Origin of the sequence: Candidatus Phytoplasma rubi (assembly GCF_026821955.1) — a bacterium.
Classification (GTDB): Bacteria; Bacillota_I; Bacilli_A; order Acholeplasmatales; family Acholeplasmataceae; genus Phytoplasma; species Phytoplasma vitis.
Window position 1 is genome coordinate 325,854 of record NZ_CP114006.1, and the last position, 26,454, is coordinate 352,307.

Below are 26,454 nucleotides of genomic sequence, written 5' to 3' on the forward strand. Positions count from 1 at the left end.
AGATACTATTAAATTATAATATAAATATTCACAATATTTAAATAAAAAGTAATAATTTAAAAATTATTACTTTTTATTTAAGTTTATTAATAATTTTTTTCTTTAATTCTATAATAATTAAAGGCATCATAGAGAATAAAAAAATAATTATAATATCTTTATGAGATAAAAAAGGAGATATTTGAAAATTACTTCTTAAAAAAGGAATTATTAAAATATTCATTTGTAAAAACAAACTAATAACAAAACAAATTCTTAAATAAAAATTAGGTTTTAAGCTGAAAATAGATTTATTAAAACTTCTAAAATTAAAAACATGAATTAATTGAGATAATGATAAAACCATAAAAGCGTAAGTTTGCCCATATTGACTAGGTTGATTACTTTTATGCATTTGATATCCTATAAAAGCAGCTAAAAAACTTAAAAAACTGATCATTATACCTTCACTTAAAATTTTTTTAATTATTTTATTATTTAATAAAGAATTTTGAATAAGACGAGGCTTTCTTTGCATTATATCTGTTTCAGGATGTTCTAAACCTAAAGAAATAGCCACTAAAGAATCAGTAACTAAATTAATCCAAAGTATCTGCAAAGTGTTTAAAATAATAAAATTTTTATCAAAAAGCAAATGTCCTAATAAAGTATTTAATAATATAAGAATTATTTCACCAATATTACAACTTAATAAAAACATAATACTTTTTTTGATATTATCAAAAATATTTCTTCCTTCTTGAATAGCATTTTTAATAGTATCAAAATTATCGTTAGTTAAAATAATGTCTGATGCGTTTTTAGCAATATCAGTTCCTGTTATCCCCATTGAAATTCCTATATCAGCTTTTTTAATACTTGGAGCGTCATTAACTCCATCACCTATCATCCCTACGATTTTGCCTTTTTTCTGCCATGATTGAATAATTTTTAATTTCTGATCAGGAGTAGTTCTAGCATAAACTTTAATTGAAGATAATTTAATATTAAATTCTTCTTCTTTTAAAAGTTCTAAAGATTCGCCATCAATAGCTAAATCTTTTAAAGGATTAAAAATTTTTAAATCAGAAGCAACTTTAACAGCTGTTTTAAGATGATCTCCAGTTATCATAATAATTTTGATAAAAGCTTTTTGACATTCTTGAATAGTTGGTAAAATTTCAGAACGTATCGGATCTTCTATACCTAAAGCCCCTAAAAAAATAATTTTATATTTTATTTTGTCTAATATTTGTTCTAAATTAAAATCATTCGAATAATAATCATAAGAATTCATCGATGCATAAGCGATTCCTAAAACTTTATAACCTTCTGAAGACATTAAATCTAAATCTGTTTTTATTTTTTTAATATTTTCTTTATTTTTGTTAACAATTTCATTTTTATATTGAATAAAATGAGATAAATTAAATAAAACTTCGACAGCTCCTTTAATTATTAAAAATTTATCATTTCCTTTTTGATGAATTGTTACCATAAATTTTTTTGTATTATCAAAAGGAAATTCTTTTATTTTTGGATTTTCTTTCACAAGTTGATAAATATTTAATTTCAATAAATTACCTAAATCTATAAAAGATTGATCGACGGAATCAAAAACAAAAATTTCCCTATTTGGATAATTTATTTTTTCAGAAGAAAAATAATTATTGTTACATAAAACACCATAATTAACTAATTTTGTTATATTTGAATCTAATATCAAACTCGAATTAATTTTGATTTTCTCATAATTTAAATATAATTGATTGATAGTCATTTGATTTCTTGTTAAAGTTCCTGTTTTATCAGTACAAATAATATTTATAGCGCCCAAAGTTTCTAAAGTTTTTAAATTTTTAACAATAACATTTTTCTTTATTAATTTTTTTATCCCTGAAGCTAAAATAATAGTTATAATAGCTAATAAACCTTCCGGAATAACAGCTACAGCTAAAATCATAGAAGATAAAATAATTTGTTTAATTATCGTAAAATTTATTTGTCCTTGTAATATAAAATTTTTTAATAAATTTAAAATAAAATTAATAATGACCAAGATACAAATAATAAAACTTAAGATTTTCGATAATTGTTGAATATTTTTTTCTAAAGGAGTTTTTTCTTTTTTTTGTATAGATATTAATTGTGTAATTTTTCCTATTTGGGTATTTGTCCCTGCTTTGATAACAACACCATGAGCATTTCCTGAAACAATATTAGTGTCCATGAAAACTAAATTAGGAGAATTATTTAAAACAAATTTATTAGATATAATACAACTATTTTTTATAACAGGTAAAGTCTCTCCCGTTAAAATAGCTTCATTAACTTTTAAATCATGAGTTTTTATTAATCTTAAATCAGCAGGAACAATATCTCCCATTTCTAAATAAATAATATCTCCAACAACTATTTCTTCTTTGAAAATTAATTTTAATTCTTTATCTCTTAATACTTTAGCATAAGATTTTGTGTTTTTATTAATAAGAAATAAGGAATTTTCTTTACTATGTTCGTATAAAACTCCTAAAAAAGCGTTGCTTAAAATAATTATTAAAATTAAAAAACTTTCTATTAATTCTTCTTTTGTATTTTCGATAATTCCTGTAAAAAAAGTAATTAAACAAATTGTTAACAAAATATAAATAAAATAATCATCAAATTGATAAAAAAATTTTTTCCAAAAACCTTTTTGAGGAGGTTCTTTTAATTTATTTAAACCATTTTCTAAAATTTTTTGATATACTTTTTTTTGTGTCAATCCTTCTTTAAAATTAGTTTTTAACTCTTTTTCTAATAATTCTAAAGAGGATTGGATAAATAATTTATCCAATTTTTTTAAATCTTTCTAATTTTAATTTTTATTAAAAAATTTAATTAAATATAAAATCTTAATAATAATAAATTTATATTTAATTAATTTATTATCGTTAATTATAATAAAATAATATAAATAATTTATTAATTACTGAACCATTATACGAGTAATACGAACTGTGTTAATTACTAAACCATCGTATTTTAACCCTTCGAATTGCCAATTATTATAACAAATTTGGATTTTTTCATTTTTATCCGGCATTCTTTTTAATTGTCCTAAAATAAAACCACTTAAAGTATCATAATCTTCTATAGGTAAATCAGCTTTTAAATGTTCTTCTGTTTCGTGTAAATGTGTCGTTCCTCTTATTATGTACTCTTTATCTGAAATTTTTAAAATTTCATTATTTTTTTTATCATATTCATCTTCGATTTCACCTAAAATTTCTTCAATAACATCTTCTATAGTTACAATACCAGAAGTTCCTCCGTATTCATCTACAACTATCGCAATATGATTTTGTTTCAATTGCATTTCTTTAAATAATTCGCTAATATTCTGAAATTCAATAACAAAATAAGGTTTACGTAAAAATTGCTTAATATCAAAATTTTGTTCTTTATTTGAAGAATTTTTTTCCTGTTTATCTACTTCTAATAACCCTTTAAAAATATCTTTAACATGTACAATCCCAATTATTTTATCAAGATTCTCTTCGTAAACAGGAAATCTTGTATATTTTTCACGAGAAATAAATTCTATAATATCTTTTTTACTAATATTAGAATTAATAGCGATAATTTCTGTTCTATGTCTCATAATATCTGAAACTAATGTTCCATCAAAATCAAAAACATTTTGAATCATATCTTTTTCGCTATTATTGATAACACCAGTTTTATAAGAAGAAGTTAATAAAAATCTTAACTCATCTTCATTTACAATATCTTTTTTAACACTAGTATCGATTCTTAGTATAAATAAAATTAAATTACTTATTTGATTAAAAATAAAAACAAAAGGTTTTGTTAAAAAACAAATTATATTAAAAATATTAATAAAAAAATAAGCAGTTTGAAGCGGAAAAGCTAAAGCAATTCTTTTAGGAACTAATTCTCCTAAAACAATAGAACTTACTACAACTAATATATCAATACCATAATGATGATTTTCATGATTTAAAGAAAACCCTTGACAAAATGTTAAAATATGAATTATTATTTGGATAACTGATAAAAACAAATTAGGTTTTTCTTTTAATTTTTTAATTTTTAAAGCTCTTTTTGATCCTTTTTTAACTTCTAAATCAATTTTATTTTGATTTAAAGAAACTAAAGCTATTTCTATAGAAGAAAAAAAAGAATTTAATAAAATTAAAGAAACAATAATAATGCCACTGGGAACTGTCGAAATCACTTTATTTTGTAACCTCTTTTTTTAAATTTAAAAAAAATAGATTATAAAATATTATATGATTACAATCGTCTAGATCATTTTTTTCCATAAACTATAAATTTACTAAATCTCCTATTATATTTATATCATTTTGTATACACTATTAGATAACAACTAATATTATTTTAACATATTAATATTATAATTTAAAATTATTAATTTTTTATATTTTTGATTTATTTTCGAAAATACGATATAAACGTTTTCTTAATTTTTCTTAATATTATAAAAAAATTAAGTGTTGATATATGCCGTGTTATAAAAAATTGTAAATGTTTTTTTAACTATTTTTTTTGTATTAAAAACGAATTTATTTACAAAAATTTATAAAAATACGTCTATTTAATGAAGCGGAAAAGATTTTTAACTTATCTTCAGTGAAAATGGTGTCTTCAAAATTAAGATTGGTTTTGTTAATGAAAAAATTATGAGCGATTGGCTCCATTTTTAAACCATGTTCGGTAATATTTATTGGATGTGAATGTTGTTCCGAAAAGTTTATCGTGAATTAATTGATAAATAGATTGAAACGGATTTAATCCAGTAATTCTAATTATTTCGAGAAGTTGATGTAATTTTTTTGATGGTGTGAGATACCATTCTTTAGTGCGTTGATTTAATTTTATTTGCATGTTTTTTTATTTCTTTCTTACATAAAAAAATTGATTAAATGATTAAAAAGTTGATAAATTGTTTTAAATATATAATAAATATATTTAAAAATAAAATTTATTAATAATATAAATATAAAGAGAAAATAATAAAATAATTATTAATAAATTTTGAACTGTTCCGTTTTTTTAGACAATTTTAATTTTTAAAATTGTCTAAAAAAACGGAACAGTTCATTTTTCCAGTAGATAAATAATGATAAAATTTAAATATTACTCCTTTTTTAGTTGGTTGATTGTTAGTTTTAAATTAAAATAATAAAATTTGCATAAAATAACAAGTAATTTAAATGGTAATGAAATAATTTTGATTAATAAATTACCAATAAGCATATAAATTAATGTGGAATCCATTTTTAATTTCTCCTTATGTTTTGTTTTTTTAAATAAAAAAGATTCGTGCATGATTTATGTTCCTTTCTAATAAAATAGTTTTTTGTCATATTTAGGAGGAATTTTGGTGTAAAAAAAGACTCTCAAATGAGAGTCTTGTTGTTTTAAAGTTAATTTAGTTTTTTTGGTTTTTTTATTGTGTTAAAAAGTTTTTATAAAAATGCAGTTATTATCAGTAATGTAAAAATTATTATTGATGTTTTACTTCTACCTAAAAACAATAATACATAAATTAAAAAAAACGTCATAAAAAAACACAATAATCTTGGTTTTTCATAACCATATAAAAATAAAATTACATTTTTGATACAATTATGAAAATGATGTTTTGACATTTGATTTTTTTCCTTTTTTGATTTTTTTAATTACTGAACGTTTTTTATTTTTTTGTTTTGTTTTTTATTATAATCTCTTTAATTTAATTTGCATATAAAAACAAAATCTCGAATGAGAATCTTGTTTAAAATTAGATTTTAATTTTTTTTATGTAAGTGATTTTGTAATATCTGGTTTAACTGGCGGTTTTAATGTATTATAATAATAATTCGTCATTTAATAGATTGCGCAACATCGTTAAAAATTCTTTTTTCATTAGTATCATAAATGTTCCATTAATTAAAAAGCCATCTTTTAGTATATTTATACTGTAATTTATTATTTTTTTTATCATAAACGGTTTGTGAATAACAGCAAAATTTATATCCTATTTCACAATGTGAATAATACACACCCGGTTTGATATAACATTGATTTTTCCTTTTCTATTATTCTAATTTTTCTTTATAATCAGAATCACAATTTATATGATAAATATGATTTTTTGTTTCGACATTATGTGTTAAATTATAATTATCGTTTTCTACTTTCCATTCATAATTTGATTCTTTTGTTATTGCAGATGAATTAATTATATTTTCGCTTTTCCATTTTTTAATAGCTTCATGAGGGTTGGGAGAAGTAGGAAGTTTAATTTTTGTTATTTGTTTAAATGATTCAGGGTCTATGTTTTGATTTTCGCGAATTATTTCTTGGTTTTTTTAGTTTTAAAAGAGGTAATTCTAATTTTGATGTAATATTATGTTTATCTTTACGAGTTAAAATTATAATAAAAGGAAAGATATAATAGTTATTACACAAACGATGATAATAATAGCTATTAAATGTTTTTTACCAAAATTATTATTCATAAATTTTTTTTTTTTTTTTTTTCTAATAATAATAATTATGAAATTAAATATATTATTTTTATTATATATATCTATAGTTTTTCATGTTTAATAAAAAGTTTTTTTATTTACTTTTTTTAAATAAAAAAAAGACTCTTAAATGAGAGTCTTAGTTAAAGTTAGATTTTAAAAAATGATGCTTATGGTCTTGCACACTTTTATAAATTTTTGTAAATAAATTAATTTTTAATACCGAAAAGACTATTTAAAACAAACTAGTCTTTTTTTGTTTTTAGAAAAAATATAAAAAAGAATAATAAAAAAATTTATTTACATCATTTTATAAATAAAATAAAAATATAGAAATAATAAAAAATAATAACGTAAAAGAACTTTTAATTGTAAATTAAATAATTTAAAAATTAAAAAAATGACTTTAAAATTATATAATATATTATATAATTAAAAAAAATTATTTTAATAAAATGATATTTTATTTTAAAATTTATTAAATTTAATAAGTGAAAATTAAATATAAAATATTGAATTTTTCATTTTTATAATTTCGATAATATTTTGTTAATAATGTATTGTATTTCGGTTTTAAATTTATGAAATAATTTTCAATTTTGAAAGAGATTTATTTTGATAAAAAAATGAAAAAATTAATAAAAACATCTGCTAATTTAATTACCCTTTTTAGAATTTTTTTAGTTTTTGTTATGTTACCTTTTTTATTCGTTACAAAAAAAGTTTTGACTCATCCAGATCCAGATTCATTTAAAATCCTATTTATTTTAATTTTTATTTTAGCATCTATTACAGATTTTTTAGACGGATATATAGCTAAAAAATTTAAACAAAAAACTATTTTTGGAAAATTTTTCGATCCTATAGCTGATAAATTATTAGTTATTGTGTCATTTTTTTATATTTATATACTATCTATCAAAAATGCATTATTATTAGAAAAAAACCATAATAAAGAAATTGAACTTTTATTATTAAGTGTTTTACTTATAAATATTATAAGAGATTTTTTGGTAACGGGAGTAAGATTAATGGCTTTTGAACAAAAAACTATTATAACTGCTTCTTTTTTGGGAAAATTAAAAACTATCTTTACTTTTATTTCTATTTTTTTAATGTTGATATCAAAAGAAATTGAAAATATATTAAATATTAGAATGATTTTTTTTAATCAAATTTTTTTAATTATTAATATTTTTTTAATTATTTGGTCGGGTTTTTTTTATATAATAAAGAATTTCAAATTTATTAAAAATAATTTTTAATCCAAAATAAATAATAACAAAATAAAATTTATATATAAGGAAGTCAAAGAAGTCAAAACATGAATAACGAAAATGAAAAAAAGAAACATATTTTAGAACAAAAATTAAGAGATATTGAAAAACGTTTTGGTAAAGGTAGTGTAAAGGTAGTGTAATGAAATTGAATTCTAATCAAATTATTAAAATTCAATCTATTTCTAAAGGTTCTTTAAATTTAGATATAGCTTTAGAAATAGGTGGTTTTCCTAAATGAAGAATTATCGAAATTTATGGTCCAGAAAGTTCAGGAAAAACAACTTTAGCGTTACATGTTGCTTCCAAAGCTCAAAAAAAATGTGGGATAGTTGCTTTTATAGATGTCGAAAACGCTTTAGATGTTAATTATGCTAATAAAATTGGAATAGATATAGATAATTTTATTATTTCTCAACCAGATTCAGTTGAAAAAGCATTAGATATTGTCGAAACTTTAATAAAAAGTGAAACAATGAGTTTGATAATTGTTGATTTGGTAACGGCTTTGGCTCCAGAAGCTGAGTTTAAAAGGAGAATCAGTAAATTTTTTTATGTGTCTTCAAGCTAGAATGATGGGACACAGGATATGAGAAAACAATCTGTGATCATATCTAAAAATAAAACTAAAGTAATTTATATTAATTAATTAGGAGAAAAAGTAGGTGTTATTTATGTAAGTCCTGAGGTTACACCAGGAGGCAAAGTTTTAAAATATTTCGCTTCTATTAGAATAGATATCAGAAGAACTGAATTTATAAAAGAAAATAATAATATTTTAGGTATTAGAACTAATTCTAAAATTGTTAAATCAAAAATATTATCTCCTTTTAAAGTATCTATTTTCGATATAGTTTATGAAGAAGGGATTTCTAAAATAGGAGAAATATTAGATTTAGCAGTCGAATTAGATTTAATTGAAAAAAAGGATCTTGGTTTTCTTATCAGAAGGAAAATATTGCTCAAGGAAAAGAAAAAGTTAAAAAATTCTTAATTAAAAATAAAAAAATTGCATAAGAATTAGAACAAAAAATTAAAAAACATTATAATTTAGTTTAAAAAAATAAAAGGAAAAGAACTAATGAAAAAAAATGATAATTTGCATAAATTTCACGGAGCTAATTGGAATAAAATTGAAGATGAATATACCCAATATTTTTACGAACAAAATTTAAGTCAATTTTGGCGTCCAGAAGATATCAGTTTACAAAGCGATCTTAATGTTTGGCAAAAATTATCATCACAAGAAAAAGAAATTTATTCGCGAAATTTGTTAGTTTTGACTTTTTTAGACACTTATCAAGGTGACATTGGAATTCCTTCAATCTTACGTTCATGTTTGGATTTTGAACATCAAAAAAAAGCAACTCTTAATTTTATGGGAGCTATGGAAAACGCTGTTCACGCTAAAAGTTATTCAAATATATTTATAACCTTTTTAACTAAAAAAGAAATAGATGACTTATTTCAATGGGGCGAAAAACAAACAAATTTACAAAATATTTTAAAAAATATTGTTGGTATTTATGAAGAATTAGAACAACATATTTTAAAATATAAAATTAATTCTTTTAATTTAAATGAAGAAAAAACTAAAATAATTAAATGGAAATCAATGGTTGCTTCTGTTTTTTTAGAAACTTGGTTATTTTATTGTGGTTTTTATTATCCTTTATTTTTTTATGGCCAAGGACTGTTGATGCAAGCTGGGGAAATAATTAATTTAATTATTAGAGACGAAAGTATTCATGGAGCTTATATCGGAAGATTAGCAAAAGATTTATATTATGATTTTACTTACGAACAACAAACAAACTTAAAAGAATGGATGGATTCTTTTATGGAACAATTATATCAAGAACAATTAAATTTAACTTCAGTTCTTTATCATCAAGTTAAATTAGTAGATGATGTAAACGCTTTTGTCCGTTATAACGCCAATAAAGCTCTTTTAAATTTGGGATTCGAACAAAAATTTCCATTTGAAGAGATCAATCCGGTTATTCTTAATGGTTTAAATACCGAAACTAAGACGATGGATAATTTTTCAATGAAAGGAAATGGTTATCAAAAAATGATTTCTGAAAGTCTTCAAGACAAAGACTTTATTTTTGATAATGAAAATTAAAATTTTTTATTTTTTTAAAAATATTTTATAATATAAAATAAAAAAACTAAATTATTTATTTTTCAATAAATAATTTGGTTTTCAAATTATAATTTAAATTATAATTTTAAAAAAGTTTTATTTTAGAAAATCGTAGAATATAAATAAAATATTTTTTTACAAATTGTTTTAAATTATGATGAAAAAAATAAAAAATCAATCTTTTTCTATAATTAAAAAAATATTAATTTTTTTAATAGTGTTTTTTAATAGTGAAATTAAAATTTTAATATTAAAATTATTTTACGTAAAAAAACAATTTTAACTTATCTAATTTAAAAAAATCAAATTCAAAAATTAAAATTAAGTTTGGTTTTTGATTTTAATTTTGGTTATTTTCGTTTTTTGGTAACAAATAAAATAAAGAAAATAATAATAAAAATTTAAAAATATTTTATTTTGATTAAAAATAAGTAAATTATTTTAAAATAAATATGTATATTTTATAATAATTATTTTAAAATAATTATTATTTTTTTTAATTTTTTAAAATTATTAATAAATAAAAGAACAGAAACGGATTTTTTATTATTATGAAAATTATTTCAATTAATTCAGGTAGTTCTTCTTTAAAATTTAAATTATTGACAATGCCAAAAGAAAAAATTTGTTGTGTTGGTTCAATTGAAAGAATTGGTTATGATGATGCTATTTTTACTATTGAATTTCTAGATAAAAAAATAAAAAAATTTTTATTAGTTAGAGATCATCATCAAGCTATACAATTAATTTTAGATTCTTTAATAGAAAATAAAATTATCGATTCTTTAAAAAATATAGAAGGTATAGGCCATAGAATTGTTCAAGGTGGAGAAATTTTTAAAAATTCAGTTATTTTAACAGATGAAAATATTGTTAAAATAGAAAGTTTAAATGATTTAGCTCCTTTGCATAATTTTGCTAATGTTTTAGGAATTAAATTATTTAAAAAAGTTTTACCTGGTGTATTACAAGTAGGAATTTTTGATACTACTTTTCATAAAAATATTCCAGAAGAAAATTTTTTATATGCTACTCCTTATGAATGGTATCAAAAATATAAATTAAGAAAATATGGTTTTCACGGAATTTCTTATAAATATGTTTCACAAAGAGCTGAACAGATTTTAAATAAATCTGATTTGAAAATGATTATTTGTCATGCGGGAAACGGAGTTTCTTTAGCAGCTATTCAAAATGGAAAATCTATCGATACATCTATGGGTTTAACTCCTTTAGAAGGAGTCCCAATGGGGACTAGAAGTGGAAATATTGATCCGACTGTTATTTCTTTTATTGCCGAAAAAGAAAATAAAAATTATAAAGAAATTTTAGATATTTTAAATAAAAAATCTGGAATGTTAGGAGTTTCACAAGTTTCTAATGACTGTCGAATTTTAGAAGAAAAAATATCTCAAAATGATAAAAATACTATTTTAGCTTGGAATATTCAAATTAAAAGAATAGTAGATTATATCGCAAGTTATTATGTTTTATTAAAAGGTATAGATGTTTTGATTTTTACAGCTGGAATAGGAGAAAATTCTCATTTTTTCCGTCAAGAAATAGTAAAAAAATTAGAAGTTTTGGATATTCATTTAGATCTTGAATTGAATAAAACAAAAGGAGAAAAAATTATTTCTAGCGAAAAATCTTCTGTAAAAGTAATGATTATTCCAACTAACGAAGAAATAACAATTGCTCGTGAAGTTTTTGCTTTAAATAAAAATAAAAATTAAAAATTTATTTTTATAATTTTTTTTAAAATTATTTAAATTATTTTTATGTATTTTATTTTCTCTAAAAGTATATTTTTATATACTAGAGAAGGAAGAATACTCAAGTGGTTTAAGAGGCCCGCTTGGAAAGCGTGTAGATCTAATTAGATGCAAGGGTTCGAATCCCTTTTCTTCCGCCATATTTAAATTATTTTCGTTTATTTTTAAGTTATTTGTTTTGAATATTTAAAATATAATATATTTTTTTAAAAACAAAAAACTTTTCAATAAATCAAAGAGAGACAAATATTTATATGGATCAATATTTAGATTTATGTTTTTTAATATTAAAAAAAGGTATTATAAGAATAAATAGAACATCAATTAAAACTAAAGGTATTTTTGGGTACCAAATGTTTTTTTGTTTAAACAAAGGATTCCCTTTATTGACTACTAAAAAAATGTATTTCAAAGGTATTGTTCATGAATTATTATGGTTTATTAGTGGTAATACTAATATTCGTTATTTAGTTCAAAATAATGTTAATATTTGGAATGAATGGCCTTATAAAAAATATATTCAATCTCCTGATTTTAAAGGAGAAAATTTAGAAGAATTTGTTCAAAAAATTAAAGAAGATGAAGTGTTCGCTGAAAAATATGGTCAATTAGGACCTGTTTATGGTAAACAATGGCGGGATTTTTCAGGAGTGGATCAATTACAAAAAGTTATTCAAGAGATTAAAGTAAATCCTTCTTCTAGACGTTTAATTATTAATTCTTGGAACCCTCCTTTTATAGATGAAATGGTTTTACCTCCTTGTCACGTTCTAATGCAATTTTATGTTGAAAAAAATAAACTTTCTTTACAATTATTCCAAAGGAGTGGCGATGTTTTTTTAGGAATCCCTTTTAATATTGCTTCTTATGCATTATTATTAATTATGGTAGCACAAGTTACTAATTTAGAACCACATCAATTTATTCATACTTTAGGAGATGCACATATTTATGAAAATCATTTAGAGCAAGTTAAAATTCAAATCAAACGAAAACCTCTTCCTTTATCTCAAATTATTTTAAATCCTAATATTCAAAAAATAGAAGATTTTAAATTTTCAGATATTCAATTAAAAAATTATATTTCACATGATCCTTTGAAAGCAGAAATAGCAGTATGATTAGTTTAATTGCCGCTTTAGATTCTAATTTTTTAATTGGAGATAGAAATAAATTACCATGGCATTATCGAGAAGATCTTTTATTTTTTAAAAAAAAATCTATAAATCAAAATGTCTTGATGGGATTAAATACTTATAAATCTTTGAAAAGTTATTATAAAGAAAAGCCTTTTCTTTTTTCAAAAGTTTATGTCGTTAGTCATTCATCTATCTTTTTTCCTAATATGAATTTGGTTTCAGATTTAAAATTTTTTTTAGAAAAATATAAAGATTCTAAAGAAAATATCATGATTATAGGCGGTAGTCAAATTTTTAAACAATCTTTAGAATATGCTAAAGTTATGTATATTACTCATGTATTAAGAAGATATAAAGGTGATTCTTTTTTTCCTCGTTTCGATTATAAAAAATATTTCATTCAAGATAAAAAAATAACATCTGAATTAATTTTTGTTACTTATGTTAAAAAAATAGATTAAGGATTTTTTTGGTATGTTTAGTTTACTTTTTATAATATTTTTTTTGTTTTTTTGGATCTTTCCCTTGTTTTTATTAATAAATAGCCCATGTACATATATGATTTGTTGGGGATTTTTAGGTTTTTTTATTAGTATAATTTCAGCATGGATTTTTATTTTATTTTTTTTATTTATAGCAATGATGTTATCTAAGAGATTTAGTGTGGATCATCCTTTTAGACAAAAAATTATTTCTAGTATTTCAAAATTAATTATAAGATTTTTTAGAATTAAAATTGTTGTTCATAATAAAGATTTAATTCCGCTTCAAAATAAATTAATTATTTATTCTAATCATAAAAATAATTTTGATCCTTTTATCATCGCTTCTATTTTTCCTAGAACTATTTCTTTTACACCTAAAGATGAATTATATCGTGGAAAAATAGGTTGGCTTTTAAGTTATTACTTCAACGCTGCTAATTGTATTAAAATTATAAGAGGAAACAACAAAGAAACAATTAAAAATGTTTTAAAAGGGATTAATAATATTAAAAAAAATATGGCGATGGTTGTTTTTCATGAAGGTGGAATAATAAATAAAATTAGTGATAAAATTGTTAGTTCTTCTGATGGTTCTTTTAAAATTGCTGTAAAAAGTCAGTCTAATATTCTTCCTATCACTTTAAAAGGTGCGTGCGCTATGAGAGGTAAATGTTGGTTTAAAAGAAAAAAAGTAGATGTTGTTATTCATAAACTTATAAATTATGAAAATTTTAAAAATAAAAATACCCAAGAAATAAATCGAGAAGTAACTCAAATAATTAATTCTGTTTTATAATTGTTTTTAAAAATAATTAATTAAAAATAAAATTATTTTTTAATTTCATATATTTTAATTTTTTTATTAATAAAGGATTAAAATATGAAAAGACGGAAATAGATATAATTATTCAATTTAAAAATCAGTTTTTAAAAATTAATTTTTATATATTTATAACTTATAAAAAAATTAAATAATTAAAAAAATAATCATCACAAAGATAATATATTTTTAAAAAAAGATTCTTATCATAAGAATATTTTTTTATTTAAATAAAATATTTTTTAAAAAAATATTTTTATATTTTTAAAACCAATAATTGGTTATTTTCTTCATTATAAATAATAATTATTTAAAAATAAGTTATAATTATTAAGAGAATTATAAAATAATAAATATTAAATATAATGAATAATTATTTTATTAAATGTTTATAATTTTGCATAATATTTTATATTCATTTTTAGAATTTTATAATTTAATGATTTTTTTATTTATTTAATTTTTTTAAAAAAGGAATTAAATAATAAATATTATAAAATAATTATATGTATAATTGAATTAATAAAAATATATAAAAGGACATTTATTATGGAAATATTTGATTTATATAATCCTTTACAAAAGAAAAAATTACAGATATTGGATATAGAAGGTAAAGTAATTAATCCAAAATTAGAACCGAATATATCTAAAGATGAATTACTCAAGATGTATAAAACAATGATTTTATGTAGAATTTCTGATATAAAAGCTGTTCAATATCAACGTCAAGGAAGAATGCTTTCTTATGTTATTAATCAAGGTCATGAAGCTGGACAAGTCGGAACTGCTTCCGCATTACAAAAACAAGATTGGATATCTCCTTATTTTAGAGATATAGGTTTATATTTATATCGTGATATCCCATTAGAAAATATATATCTTTATTGGTTCGGTAATGAAAAAGGTTCTAAAATGGATCCTAAAAAACGTATTTTACCTGTTAATATTATAATAGGTTCGAGTATTAATATAGGAACAGGTTTAGCTTTAGCTAGTAAAATTCAAAATAAAAACGAAGTAACCTTAGCTACAATTGGAGACGGTGGAACTGCACATGAAGAATTTTATGCAGGTTTAAATTTTGCTTCCGTATATCAAGCTCCTTTAGTAGTTGTTATTCAAAATAATCAATATGCTATTTCAACTCCTAGAAAAATTGCTTCTAATTCTGAAACTTTAGCTCAAAAAGCTTATGCTTTTGGTATTCCAGGAATTCAAGTAGATGGAAACGATGTTTTAGCAGTTCATATCGCTGTTAAGCAATTTGTCGAAAGAGCTCGTCAAAAAAAAGGACCTGGTTTGCTAGAAATTGTAACTTATCGTATGGGTGCTCATACAACTAATGATAATACAATTTTATATCGCTCAAAAGAAGAAGAAGCAGAATGGAAATTAAAAGATCCGATTATTCGTTTTCAAAAATATCTTTTAAATAAAAAAATTTTAACACAAGACATGATAGAAGAAATAGAAAAAGAAACAGAAAAATATGTTAACGAAGTACATGAAAAAATTATGTCTTACGGAAGTAAAGTAGAACCAATTGAAATTTTCGAACATGTTTATGATGAAATGACTTCTCAGTTAAAAGAACAATATTCAGAATACGAATCTTTTTTAAAAACTAAAAAAGATTAATAATTTAAAGAAATTATTTAACTAATAAAATATATTTTCATAAATAATAATTTCTAAATTTAAAATTATTTTGAAAATATTAAATTATTATAATTAATTAAATTGTAATTACTTTGATATTGATATATAAATTATTTAAAAAAATTATAGAATTATATATTAAGATATTTTTTTGTTTCATTTATAAAATATTAAAATAAAAATATTTTAATTATAAAAATGTCAATTTATGAAATAAAATACTAAAAGGAAAGTTGATAAAAAAATGGATTCAAACAAAGTTTCGATGAATTTATTACAAGCTATTAATCATACTTTAGATATGCAGTTAAAAAAAAATTCAAAAATAGTTTTATTTGGGCAAGATATTGGTAAATTAGGAGGTGTTTTTAGAGTCACAGCTGGTTTACAAGAAAAATATGGTAAAGAACGTGTTTTTGATACTCCGATAACAGAATCGGGTATTGTTGGAAGCGCTATAGGAATGTCTATAAATGGTTTAATTCCTATCGCTGAAATTCAATTTGATGGATTTATTTATGTAGGTTTACAAGATTTAATTTCTCATGCTGCTAGGATGAGAAATCGTTCTAGAGGTACTTTTTCGTGTCCTATGGTATTAAAATTTCCAGTAGGCGGCGGTGTAAAAGCTTTAGAACATCATTCGGAATCTTTAGAAGTGATTTTGGGATCGATTCCTGGTTTAAAAGTAGTTGTTCCTTCTAATCCTTATGATGCTAAAGGTCTTTTAATTTCGGCTATTAATAGTCCAGATCCTGTTATTTATATGGAACCAAAACTTTTATATCGTGGTAAAAAAGAAGAAGTTCCTTTAGAAGAATATGAAATTGAAATAGGAAAAGCTAAAGTAGTTCAAGAAGGAAAAGATATAACTTTAGTAGCTTGGAGTTCTGCTGTTCAAATTTCTAAATTAGCTATTTATTTATTAGCTAAAAAAGGTATTTCTGTAGAATTAATAGATTTAAGAACTATTAATCCAATCGATAAAGAAACAATTTTATCTTCTGTTAAAAAAACAGGAAGATTAGTAATTGTTCATGAAGCTACAAGAACTTATGGCCCAGCTGGGGAATTAATAGCTTTAGTAAATGAAAATATCTTTGATTATTTAAAAGATGCTCCACAGAGAATTACAGGATTTGATATTATTATGCCTTTAGCTAGAGGTGAATATCATCAAAATTTAAATCCTGATAAAATTGTTTACTCAATTATAAAAATTTTTAATAAAAAAATAGAAAAAAAGAAAGTAGAATAAATAATTATGTTTGAATTACGTTTTGCTGATATAGGCGAAGGAATAAATGAAGGTAAAATTATTAAATTTTTTTTTCAAGAAGGCGATGAAGTTGAAGAAGGTCAAGAATTAGTGGAAATTGAAACAGATAAAGTTTCTGTACCTATAACTTCTCCTATTAAAGGAAATATTAAAAAAATATTTTTTCAAGAAGGTGATACAGTAAAAGTCGGAAATATTTTATTAACAATTGAATAATTTTAAAATAAAAAAGGAATATACTGAAATGGAAAATAATAAAAATAAAAACGATAAAAATTTAAATAATGAAGATACAAATCAAGAAGTAGAAATTGTTAAAATTTCAAAAATAAGAGAAATAATTGCTAAAAAAATGGTTATTGCAAAAACAGAAATTCCTGATGTCACTTTAACAGAAGAAGTAGATGTTACTGATTTGGTTTTATTAAGAAAAAAATTAAAAGACGAATTAGAATCGCAAGGTATCAAAATAACTTATATGGCTTTTATAGCTAAAGCAATTATTATCGCTTTAAAAGAATTTCCATTATTTAATTCTAGTTTCGATCCTGAAAAAAGTGAAATAATTATCAAAAAAAATATTAATTTAGGAATTGCAATCGATACTCCTCGTGGTTTAATAGTTCCTAATATTAAAAATGTAGATAAATTAAATATTATCGATTTGGCACAAGAAATTAATAAATTATCTCAAAGCGCAAAAGAAGGAAAATTAACATTAGAACAAGTTCAAAACGGAACTTTTACTTTAAGTAATTTTGGTACTATTGGTGGTTTACAATGCACTCCTATTATTAATCTTCCTGAGTTATCTATTTTAGGAATTGGAAGAATCGTTAAAAAACCAATAGTTAAAGATAATAATATTTGTATTGCTGATATTTTACATCTTTCTTTAAGTTTCGATCACCGCATTATAGATGGAGCTGATGCTTCAAGATTTTTAAATAGAATTGATTTATTATTAAGCGATATTACAGAATTAAAAAAATTTATTTTTTAAAAAAAAATTTTTACAAAAATAGAATTAAAAAAGAAAAATAAAAAGAAATATGAAAAAATATGATATTTTAATTATTGGTGGTGGTCCTGGTGGATATACTTCTGCTATCAAAGCGGCTCAGTTAGGAGCGAAAGTATGTTTAATAGAGAAACATAAAGTTGGTGGTATTTGCCTTAATTACGGTTGTATCCCTACTAAAGCTTTTTTAAAAAGTGCCAAAGTTTTTGATATCGCTAAAAATATTGATCAATTCGGTATTAATAAAATTGATAATATTTCTTTTGATTGGATATCTGTTTTAAATCGTAAAAATAAAATAGTTAAACAATTATACAATGGTATTCTTTTTTTATTAAAAAAAAATAAAATTGATTTTTATAATTCTTCAGCAGAAGTTTTAACTCCTAATTTAGTTCAAGTAGGAGAAATAAAATTAGAAACTGATAAACTTATTATAGCAACAGGTTCTAGTGCTATTATTCCACCTATTCCTGGAGCCAAAGAATCTTATGAAAATAAACACCTTTGCACTAGCAAAGAATTAGTTCAATTAGAAAAATTTCCTAAAAAAGTAATTATTATTGGTGGTGGAGTTATTGGAGTAGAATTTGCGACTATTTTTAAAAAATTTAATTCCGAAATTATAATTATAGAAAAACAAAAAAATATTTTAGTTAATATAGATCATGATATTATTAATGCATATACTAAAATATTAAAAAGAGATAATATTAAAATTTATACAAATTCAGAAGTAATTAAAATTGAAAATAATAAAGTTTATTATAAAACAAATGAACAAGAAAATCAAGTTGAAGCAGATATAATTTTAATGGCTGTAGGTACTAAACCTAATTTGAATGGGATTGAAAAATTGAATTTAAAAAAAGATAGAGGCGGAATAATTACTGATAATTTTTTAAAAACTTCTGTTGAAGGAGTTTATGCCATTGGCGATGTAAATGGAAAATATATGTTAGCTCATGTTGCTAGTCACGAAGGCATAATAGCTGTCTCTCATGCTTTAAATTCAAAAGAACATCTTTTTCCTATGGATTATAATTCTGTTCCTTTTTGCATTTATGGTTTTCCTGAAATAGCTTCTATAGGTTTAACTGAAGAACAAGTTAAAGCGAATAATATAAATTATAAAGTTTCTATCTTTCCTGTTAGTTCTATAGGAAAATCTTGGGCTGATGGCGAAACTGATGGTTTCGCAAAATTAATTGTTGATAAAGATAGTTTAAAAATTTTAGGAATGCATATATTATCTTATAATGCGACAGAATTAATTAGCGAAACAGGAGTTGTTATGGGAATGAATGGAACAGCTTATGATGTAGTTAAAACAATTCATCCTCATCCTACTTTATCCGAAATAAATTTAGAAACTTTTTTAGGAGCAATTGACAAACCTATTCATATATAATTTTTTTAATTAAATAACTTAAATAATTTTTTAAAAATTTTAAATTAATAAAAACTTAATTTTTTTAAGTTTTTTTATATTATTAATAACTTAAATTTATATTAATATTAAAATTTTATATAAATGATTTTTTTAAAAGAGAAATAAAAATATGTTAATTGATACACATGCACATTTAAATTTTTTAAATTTTAATAAAGATTTAACACAAGTTATAGAAAGAGCACACAATAATGGTGTTAAATATTTTATTGTTCCTGGAGTAAATAAAGAAACAAATGAAAAAGCTATAGAATTAGCTATTCAAAATCATTGTATAAAAGCTACTGTAGGAATTCATCCTTGTTATTGGGAAAACGAAGATCCTTTTAGTATCGAAAAATATTTAAGATGTCCTCAAGTAGTAGCGGTAGGTGAGATCGGATTAGATTTATATCATGATAAAAGTTATTTACCAATACAAAAAAAGAATTTACAAATTCAGATTAAATTAGCTATGAAATATAATTTACCTATTATTTTACACGCAAGGGAATCTTTTTTAGAAATATATCAAATATTACTTCCTTATAAAGATAAAATCAAAGGAGTTTTTCATTGTTTAACTAGTAATTTAGATGAATTAGAAAAAGCCTTGGAATTAGGATTTTATGTAGGTTTGGGAGGAATTGTTACTTACGAAAAAGCTCTTGAAGCTCATAAAATAGTCCAAAAAGTCCCATTAGACAAAATTTTATTAGAAACAGACGCTCCTTTTTTAACTCCTTTTCCTATAGAAAAAAGTAAAAGAAACGAACCTGAATTTCTTAAAATTATAGCCCAAAGAATAGCTGATTTAAGAAAAATTAATATAAAAGATATTTCCGAACAAACAACAAAAAATGCAAAAAAATTATTTAATTTGGATATATAATTTTTTGATTAAATTTGAATTATTAATTTAAATTTTTTTATTTTTTTAAAAAAATTTGATTTATAATTGTAAAAATAAAAAAACTTAATTAATTTTAAGTTCTTTTAAATTTAAATTATAATATTTTTTTAATATTTTCTTTTTTAACAAAATCAATATTAAAGGCATTCTTTAAATTAATAACACAAAAAAAACAATTGATTAAACAAATAAAACTTAAATATTTTTTAATTTTTAAATTTATGAAGAAAAAACAAAATTATAAAATAAATATTAATTAATAAAACAGTTTATATTGTGTATAAATATAAAGATAAAAAAGGTTGATCTTTACAAAATTCTTTTAATTAATTCTAAATATTAAAATTATTATATTTTTATTAAAAAAATTTTATTAATTGAATTTTTTATAAAAAGCATTTTGTTATAATTTATTCAAATGTTTTTTTAAAATTTAATATTTAATTTTAATTAAAAATTTATAATTTTAAGATAGTTTTGAATTATAAAGAATAAAAATACATAAATAACAACTAAAATTGTGACACACATAATTTTAATTTAACAAAAAAATATCATAATTAAAAATTTTAAAATTTTAAAAAACTTTATTAAAAATTACGATAAAATAATAATAAATTTAAAAAAATATTATTAATAATAATGAATAAGGTTATAAATAATGATATTAGAAATTAAAAAAAAAATTAAAAGTTTAACAGATCAACTTAATCAAGCTAATTATAACTATTATAATTTGAGTAAAACAGATTTGTCAGATTTTCAATACGACGCTTTATTAAAAGAATTGTCCATGTTAGAAAAAAAATATCCTGAATATAAATTATCTTACAGTCCTAATTTGAAAGTAGGTGGTTTTTTAAGTTCTAAGTTTAAAAAAGTAGAACATATTGTTCCGATGTTGTCTTTAAGTAATGTTTTTAATTTTGACGAATTAAAATTATTTTGTAATCGTTTATTAAAAATAAATATTCCTTTTTGTTTTATTGTCGAACCTAAGATAGACGGAGTAGCAATTAGTTTAAAATATGAAAAAGGTATTTTAATTCAAGCTTTAACAAGAGGAAATGGTTACTTTGGCGAATTAATAACTGAAAATATTAGAACTATCAAAAATATTCCTTTAAAAATTAAAGAAGAAATAGATTTAGAGGTAAGAGGAGAAATTTTATTTGATAATGATTCATTTGAACAATTGAATAAAGAACAAAAAGAAAAAAATAAAATTTTATTTTCTAATCCTCGCAATGCAGCTTCTGGAACCTTAAGACAATTAAATTCTTCAATAGTTGCTCAAAGAAATTTATCTTCTTTTATTTATTCTATTATTAATCCACCTTTTTTTATTAAAACACAAAAAGAGGCTTTAAATTTTTTAAAAAAAATGGGGTTTTCTATTAATCCTTATTATGATGTTGTTTTTTCTTTTGAAAAATTAAAAGAAAAAATTAATTATTATAAAGAGTTGAAAAATAAATTACCTTATCATATAGATGGAATTGTAATCAAAGTAAACGAATTAATTTTACATAAATCCATTGGATATACTTCTAAATGTCCTAAGTGGGCTACTGCTTATAAATTAAATTCTTTAAAAAGTGAAACTATAATTCAAAATATTGAATTTCAAATAGGAAGAACCGGTTCTTTAACACCAGTAGCTTATATTTTACCTGTTATGGTAGATGGTAGCTTGTTATCTAAAATAACGCTTCATAATTATGATTATATTCAAAAAAAAGATATTCGTATTAATGATTTTGTATTAGTGCATAAATCAGGTTCTATTATTCCTGAAATTTTAGAAGTTTTAAAAAATAAAAGAACTAATCAAGTTCCTTTTAAAATGATTTCTTATTGTCCTTTTTGTAATGGTTTTTTAACTAAAAAAGAAGGAGAAGTAGACTATTTTTGTTTAAATGATGGCTGTGAAGAAAAAAAAATAAAAAAAATTATTCATTTCGTTTCGAGAGAAGCGATGGATATTAATGTTTTAGGAAAAAAAACTTTATTTACTTTTTTTAAAGAAGGATTTATCAAAAAAATTTCTGATTTATATTCTTTAAAAGATAAATATGAACAATTAAAAAAATTACCTGGTTTTAAAGATAAAAAAATAATGAATATTTTAAATGCTTTAGAACAAAGTAAAAATCAATCTTTTGATAAAATTTTATACGGTTTAGGAATTGAACATGTGGGAATTAAAATAGCTAAATTATTAAATAAGAAATTTAAAAAAATTAATAATCTAAAAAAAGTTAATTTAGAGGAATTATCTGAAATTCCTGAAATAGGCCCAAGAATATCTAATAGTATTATTGAGTATTTTCAGAAAGAAGAAAATATTCAAGAAATTAATTTATTAAAATCTAAAGGTCTTAATTTTGATTATTCATCATTAAATGTAAAAAATTTTAAAACTAATAATATATTCAAAGATAAAAAAATAGTTTTAACTGGTTCTTTTAATGATTATTCAAAAAATGAATTAACTAATATTTTAGAAAAATATGGGGCTTCTATTATCAAAAATATTTCTTCAAAAACTGATTATTTAATTAAGGGAGAAAATAGCGTTTCTAAATTACAAAAAGCTCTTTTATTAAAAATTAAAATAATGGATGAAAATGAATTAAATAATATTTTAAATTCGATTAAATAATCCAAAATTTATAAGAATATGCTGTTTATTTTTTTAATATTTGAATACATTAAATATTCAAATACATTAAAAAGGAATTTAAAAATAAATGAAAAATATTGGAGTTGATTTAGTTGAAATAAAAAAAATTGAAAAAATAGGAATAGAAAAAGTAGCTAATAGGATTTTATCAAATGCAGAGAAACTAATATATCAGGATATTAATCATTTATCGAGAAAAATTAGTTTTTTAGCAAGCAGATGGGCTGCTAAAGAATCTATTTTTAAAGCTTATCAAAAAGGAAATTTAAAAAATAATTATCGTGATTGGTCTATTTTAAATGATTTAAATTCAGGTTTTCCTTATGTTATTCATTCTTATTCGTCTTCAAAAATTATGATTTCTATTACTCATACCGAAAATTACGCCTTAGCTTTTGTCATTTTATTATAAATTTAAATTTTAAACAAAAAAGAGTTTATAAAAAACTCTTTTTAATATAAATTAAACATAAATTCATGATTTTTAATTTTGTTTAAAAATTTTTTTGAATATTTATTTTTTATTTTTAATAAAATCAAAATTAATACAAAAATACTTATTTCTGAAATTAATAAAATAATTTGCCATTTTTTTAATTTATTTTGTTCATGGGATAAAAATATTATTTCATTTTTGAATTTATTTTGATTTGTTTCTTCTGCTTTTTCTTCTTTAAATATTTCTATAAAAAAATTTTTTAATTTAATTTTTATATTTTGATACTTATTAAAAGATTCTTGAAAGTAAAAAGTTGCACGATCATATTTATTATTTATAATGTCATCATTATTATTACTTGTTAAATAAATATTTTCAGCTTCTTCTAATATTAATTTTGCTTTATTTGATAAATTAATAGCTGTTCCTTCTTCTTGTATATTTTCCATTTCTTTTTGTATTTCTTTTTTTAAATTAATAGCGGTTTCTCTATCATAAAAAAAATCATCTGTTTTGTCTATCATTTGTTGGATTTTTATAATTTCTTTTTTTAGTATTTCTTTATTAACTAAAGCTTTGTATTTTTTTATATTAGTTATGCTTTTTTTATAATTTTGAAAAGAAGAACTTAATAAAATATAAATATTTTCTAAAATATTTTCATTTTTTTCTTCTTTAAATTGTTTTTCTGCTGCTTTCAATTTACTTATAGCTGTATTTTTGTCGTTTTCATTTTCTATCATTTCTATCTCTTTTGTTAATAAAAGATTTTTTTCAAAAGATTCATCAACTTGGTTTTTTAATTTTTTAGCGATATTTAATTCTATTTCGGCATGTCTTTTTTTTAATAAAATTTCTTCATGAATTTTATTAATTTTTTCCTCTTTATTAATTTCTATCCCTTTAATTTGATAATTTCGAAAGTTAATTACAATAAAGAATATAAAATAATATAACAAGTAATAAAAATTTTTTTTAATTAAATTAATATTTGTTAGATAGTTGAATTTTTATTTATTCTCTTTTCTAATTTATTTTATTTATTTTATTTATTTTATTTATTTTTATTTATTTTATTTATTTTATTTATTTTATTTATTTTATTTATTTTATTTATTTTATTTATTTTATTTATTTTATTTATTTTATTTATTTTATTTATTTTATTTATTTTATTTGAAAAGATATTATTATTATTATTTTAATTATTTATAATAAAATAATATCCAATTAATTATAACACATTTAATAATTTATAATAATTTATCAAAATTGTTATATTTAAATTAAAGTAAATAATGTTCTGCTCCATCAAAATGGAACCAGTTAAAAAGTTAATTTAAGTTAAACTATTCATTAAAAAAATAGTTTGACTTATTTTTTTTGTTTCAAAATAGTTAAACTAAAAAAGGAGATTTAAAAAATGAAAAAAATTTTTAATTTAAAAGAAATAATTAATTTTTTGATTCAAAATAATTATTTTAAAATTCGTTTATTTGAGTTGTTCCAAAACTTTAGACACTTTTTACTTTTTAAAAACTCTTTAAGACTAACTAATAAGTTAGTCTTTTTTCTTTTCCAAGGCTAAAAAAATAATTTCCTCTCTTTTCTAAAAACGTTTTTAGAAAGGAATATAAATGTTAAAACAAGAATTATTTAAAGATTTTTTAAAAAATAAAAAGAATTTAGAAATTCGTAATCAATTAATCACACTTCATTTACCATTAGTCAAAAACTAGTTTATCAATTTAAATATTATCCTCGAGTTTTAACTAAAGAAGATTTATATCAAGAAGGGATTTTAGGATTAATCAAAGCCCTCAATAATTACGAAGATTTAGGTTATGACTTTATTGCTTACGCTACTCCAACCATCAAATCGGAAATCAGAGAACTAATAAGAAAAAGCCATTCACCTTCAATCCCCAAAAAATCATAAAGTTGATAATCTTTCTTTTAAAGAAGAGTTTTATGAACCATATCAAATAAATAATTTAAACCCTCATCAATTATGGTTAAAACAAGTTAATCATGAAATTTTTTTAAAAAAAATGAAAGCTAAATTAAGTGAAAACGAATTCAAAATTATCTATTTAAGTTTTGGTGTTCCTTTAGGAAATATTAACGAAGATTATCAAGGATGTTATACCAATACCGAAATAGCTGAAAAACTCAATTTATCTTTAAAACAAGTAGAAAATATTAAAAACATCGCTATCAAAAAATTAAAAAAACGTTAAAACCTATCGCTCGTCCGTAATGACCTTAAACTAGTAATTCAACAAAACATTTCGTTTAAGTGATAAAAAAAATAAAAACCAGATTACTTTCAGAGTAATCTTTTTTTGTATCAAAATCAAGAATAAAATTTTTGAAACAACAGTAATAAATGATTCCCACATAAACAAATCAGATAGTCGTTAAATACATTTGTTTTCAAAAGTTTTATCTATAAATAAATAAAAAATATATCAAAAAGAAGGAAAAATAAAATATGTTAAACAAAGTTCAATTAATCGGCCGTCTCAGCCATGATTTAGAAAAACAATATATCAATTCAAACAACGAACAAATTCCTAAAATCGATTTTCAATTAGCTCTTAACATGAAAGATAAAACCCAATTTATCCCTTGTGTAGTTTTTAGAAATCAAGCTGACAACATGAAAAAATATTTACATAAAGGTTCGAAAATTTATCTTGAAGGAACTTTATCCATCCAAAAATACACGAATAATGAAGGTCAAACCAAAATAAACACTAAAGTTATTCTTCAAAACGTGATCTTTTTAGACAATAAACCTTAAGAAAATTTACCTTTTTAAAAAAATAAATTTCATAACAATCAAATAAACTTAAT

Annotated in this window: 20 protein-coding genes, 1 tRNA gene and 3 pseudogenes; 20 read left to right on the forward strand and 4 right to left on the reverse strand. The window is 21.1% G+C overall.

The window, feature by feature from the left end; all coding sequences use genetic code 11:
• Window positions 1-73: 73 nt before the first annotated feature.
• From RS022_RS01745 to RS022_RS01755, 3 genes and pseudogenes are all read right to left on the reverse strand, one after another.
• On the reverse strand, window positions 74-2,815 hold the full coding sequence (locus RS022_RS01745) for a cation-translocating P-type ATPase (protein WP_268850146.1): 2,742 nt from the start codon (window positions 2,813-2,815) through the stop codon (window positions 74-76).
• Between the two features lie 132 nt (window positions 2,816-2,947).
• Window positions 2,948-4,219, reverse strand: a complete 1,272-nt coding sequence (locus RS022_RS01750) for a hemolysin family protein (protein ID WP_268850147.1) — start codon at window positions 4,217-4,219, stop codon at window positions 2,948-2,950.
• A gap of 379 nt (window positions 4,220-4,598) precedes the next feature.
• Window positions 4,599-4,890 (reverse strand): annotated as a pseudogene (locus RS022_RS01755) (endonuclease); the annotation flags it as partial.
• Between the two features lie 2,254 nt (window positions 4,891-7,144).
• Here RS022_RS01755 and RS022_RS01760 point away from each other — a divergent pair.
• The 17 genes and pseudogenes from RS022_RS01760 to acpS all read left to right on the forward strand — a co-directional run bounded on the left by RS022_RS01760 (window position 7,145) and on the right by acpS (window position 23,568).
• Entirely contained in the window at window positions 7,145-7,783 is a 639-nt protein-coding gene (locus tag RS022_RS01760; RefSeq protein ID WP_268850148.1) for a CDP-alcohol phosphatidyltransferase family protein, read from the forward strand.
• A 154-nt stretch (window positions 7,784-7,937) separates the two neighbouring features.
• A pseudogene (locus RS022_RS01765) lies at window positions 7,938-8,609 on the forward strand (recombinase RecA); the annotation flags it as partial.
• 143 nt (window positions 8,610-8,752) lie between these two features.
• Window positions 8,753-8,812: a hypothetical protein gene (locus RS022_RS04200; RefSeq protein WP_334199456.1), complete on the forward strand. Its 60-nt coding sequence runs from the start codon at window positions 8,753-8,755 to the stop codon at window positions 8,810-8,812.
• A gap of 64 nt (window positions 8,813-8,876) precedes the next feature.
• Window positions 8,877-9,923: a class 1b ribonucleoside-diphosphate reductase subunit beta gene (gene nrdF, locus RS022_RS01770; protein ID WP_268850149.1), complete on the forward strand. Its 1,047-nt coding sequence runs from the start codon at window positions 8,877-8,879 to the stop codon at window positions 9,921-9,923.
• Between the two features lie 572 nt (window positions 9,924-10,495).
• Window positions 10,496-11,680, forward strand: a complete 1,185-nt coding sequence (locus RS022_RS01775) for an acetate kinase (protein WP_280923671.1) — start codon at window positions 10,496-10,498, stop codon at window positions 11,678-11,680.
• Window positions 11,681-11,770: 90 nt separating this feature from the next.
• Window positions 11,771-11,859 (forward strand) — tRNA-Ser (locus RS022_RS01780).
• Between the two features lie 114 nt (window positions 11,860-11,973).
• Entirely contained in the window at window positions 11,974-12,840 is an 867-nt protein-coding gene (locus tag RS022_RS01785) for a thymidylate synthase (RefSeq protein WP_268850150.1), read from the forward strand.
• On the forward strand, window positions 12,837-13,319 hold the full coding sequence (locus RS022_RS01790; RefSeq protein ID WP_268850151.1) for a dihydrofolate reductase: 483 nt from the start codon (window positions 12,837-12,839) through the stop codon (window positions 13,317-13,319). The genes RS022_RS01785 and RS022_RS01790 overlap by 4 nt, the downstream gene beginning before the upstream one ends.
• A gap of 97 nt (window positions 13,320-13,416) precedes the next feature.
• Window positions 13,417-14,139, forward strand: a complete 723-nt coding sequence (locus RS022_RS01795; protein ID WP_268850152.1) for a lysophospholipid acyltransferase family protein — start codon at window positions 13,417-13,419, stop codon at window positions 14,137-14,139.
• 573 nt (window positions 14,140-14,712) lie between these two features.
• Window positions 14,713-15,804, forward strand: coding sequence for a pyruvate dehydrogenase (acetyl-transferring) E1 component subunit alpha (gene pdhA / locus RS022_RS01800; protein WP_268850153.1), 1,092 nt, complete (start codon window positions 14,713-14,715; stop codon window positions 15,802-15,804).
• A 265-nt stretch (window positions 15,805-16,069) separates the two neighbouring features.
• On the forward strand, window positions 16,070-17,083 hold the full coding sequence (locus RS022_RS01805) for an alpha-ketoacid dehydrogenase subunit beta (protein ID WP_268850154.1): 1,014 nt from the start codon (window positions 16,070-16,072) through the stop codon (window positions 17,081-17,083).
• Window positions 17,084-17,089: 6 nt separating this feature from the next.
• Complete coding sequence (locus RS022_RS01810) at window positions 17,090-17,320, forward strand: biotin/lipoyl-containing protein (protein ID WP_268850155.1); 231 nt, start codon at window positions 17,090-17,092, stop codon at window positions 17,318-17,320.
• 28 nt (window positions 17,321-17,348) lie between these two features.
• Window positions 17,349-18,107 (forward strand): dihydrolipoamide acetyltransferase family protein, encoded by a 759-nt coding sequence (locus tag RS022_RS01815; protein ID WP_268850156.1) that lies wholly within the window; start codon window positions 17,349-17,351, stop codon window positions 18,105-18,107.
• Between the two features lie 49 nt (window positions 18,108-18,156).
• A complete protein-coding gene (gene lpdA / locus RS022_RS01820; protein ID WP_268850157.1) occupies window positions 18,157-19,536 on the forward strand; it encodes a dihydrolipoyl dehydrogenase in 1,380 nt (459 codons plus the stop codon).
• A 151-nt stretch (window positions 19,537-19,687) separates the two neighbouring features.
• Window positions 19,688-20,449, forward strand: a complete 762-nt coding sequence (locus RS022_RS01825; protein WP_268850158.1) for a TatD family hydrolase — start codon at window positions 19,688-19,690, stop codon at window positions 20,447-20,449.
• 682 nt (window positions 20,450-21,131) lie between these two features.
• Window positions 21,132-23,135 carry an NAD-dependent DNA ligase LigA gene (gene ligA / locus RS022_RS01830; RefSeq protein ID WP_268850159.1) on the forward strand — a complete coding sequence of 668 codons (2,004 nt, stop codon included), beginning with the start codon at window positions 21,132-21,134 and terminating at the stop codon, window positions 23,133-23,135.
• 88 nt (window positions 23,136-23,223) lie between these two features.
• The gene (gene acpS / locus RS022_RS01835; RefSeq protein ID WP_268850160.1) at window positions 23,224-23,568 is read left to right on the forward strand and encodes a holo-ACP synthase; all 345 of its coding nucleotides are present in this window, start codon (window positions 23,224-23,226) and stop codon (window positions 23,566-23,568) included.
• Window positions 23,569-23,609: 41 nt separating this feature from the next.
• Here acpS and RS022_RS01840 read toward each other — a convergent pair whose 3' ends face one another.
• A complete protein-coding gene (locus RS022_RS01840; protein WP_268850161.1) occupies window positions 23,610-24,554 on the reverse strand; it encodes a hypothetical protein in 945 nt (314 codons plus the stop codon).
• A gap of 464 nt (window positions 24,555-25,018) precedes the next feature.
• Here RS022_RS01840 and RS022_RS01845 point away from each other — a divergent pair, with 464 nt between their 5' ends.
• From RS022_RS01845 to RS022_RS01855, 3 genes and pseudogenes are all read left to right on the forward strand, one after another.
• A complete protein-coding gene (locus RS022_RS01845; protein WP_268850162.1) occupies window positions 25,019-25,183 on the forward strand; it encodes a hypothetical protein in 165 nt (54 codons plus the stop codon).
• A 49-nt stretch (window positions 25,184-25,232) separates the two neighbouring features.
• A pseudogene (locus RS022_RS01850) lies at window positions 25,233-25,835 on the forward strand (sigma-70 family RNA polymerase sigma factor).
• Window positions 25,836-26,089: 254 nt separating this feature from the next.
• Window positions 26,090-26,401: a single-stranded DNA-binding protein gene (locus tag RS022_RS01855; RefSeq protein WP_268850163.1), complete on the forward strand. Its 312-nt coding sequence runs from the start codon at window positions 26,090-26,092 to the stop codon at window positions 26,399-26,401.
• Window positions 26,402-26,454 lie beyond the last annotated feature (53 nt).

Coding starts and splice junctions, on each gene's coding strand:
- lpdA (WP_268850157.1), top strand. CDS start 18,157: ATGAAAAAATATGATATTTTAATTATTGGTGGTGGTCCTGGTGGATAT.
- RS022_RS01790 (WP_268850151.1), top strand. CDS start 12,837: ATGATTAGTTTAATTGCCGCTTTAGATTCTAATTTTTTAATTGGAGAT.
- RS022_RS01810 (WP_268850155.1), top strand. CDS start 17,090: ATGTTTGAATTACGTTTTGCTGATATAGGCGAAGGAATAAATGAAGGT.
- nrdF (WP_268850149.1), top strand. CDS start 8,877: ATGAAAAAAAATGATAATTTGCATAAATTTCACGGAGCTAATTGGAAT.
- RS022_RS01805 (WP_268850154.1), top strand. CDS start 16,070: ATGGATTCAAACAAAGTTTCGATGAATTTATTACAAGCTATTAATCAT.
- RS022_RS01815 (WP_268850156.1), top strand. CDS start 17,349: ATGGAAAATAATAAAAATAAAAACGATAAAAATTTAAATAATGAAGAT.
- RS022_RS01855 (WP_268850163.1), top strand. CDS start 26,090: ATGTTAAACAAAGTTCAATTAATCGGCCGTCTCAGCCATGATTTAGAA.
- ligA (WP_268850159.1), top strand. CDS start 21,132: ATGATATTAGAAATTAAAAAAAAAATTAAAAGTTTAACAGATCAACTT.
- RS022_RS01795 (WP_268850152.1), top strand. CDS start 13,417: ATGATTTGTTGGGGATTTTTAGGTTTTTTTATTAGTATAATTTCAGCA.
- RS022_RS01760 (WP_268850148.1), top strand. CDS start 7,145: ATGAAAAAATTAATAAAAACATCTGCTAATTTAATTACCCTTTTTAGA.
- RS022_RS01825 (WP_268850158.1), top strand. CDS start 19,688: ATGTTAATTGATACACATGCACATTTAAATTTTTTAAATTTTAATAAA.
- acpS (WP_268850160.1), top strand. CDS start 23,224: ATGAAAAATATTGGAGTTGATTTAGTTGAAATAAAAAAAATTGAAAAA.
- RS022_RS01785 (WP_268850150.1), top strand. CDS start 11,974: ATGGATCAATATTTAGATTTATGTTTTTTAATATTAAAAAAAGGTATT.
- RS022_RS01845 (WP_268850162.1), top strand. CDS start 25,019: ATGAAAAAAATTTTTAATTTAAAAGAAATAATTAATTTTTTGATTCAA.
- RS022_RS01775 (WP_280923671.1), top strand. CDS start 10,496: ATGAAAATTATTTCAATTAATTCAGGTAGTTCTTCTTTAAAATTTAAA.
- pdhA (WP_268850153.1), top strand. CDS start 14,713: ATGGAAATATTTGATTTATATAATCCTTTACAAAAGAAAAAATTACAG.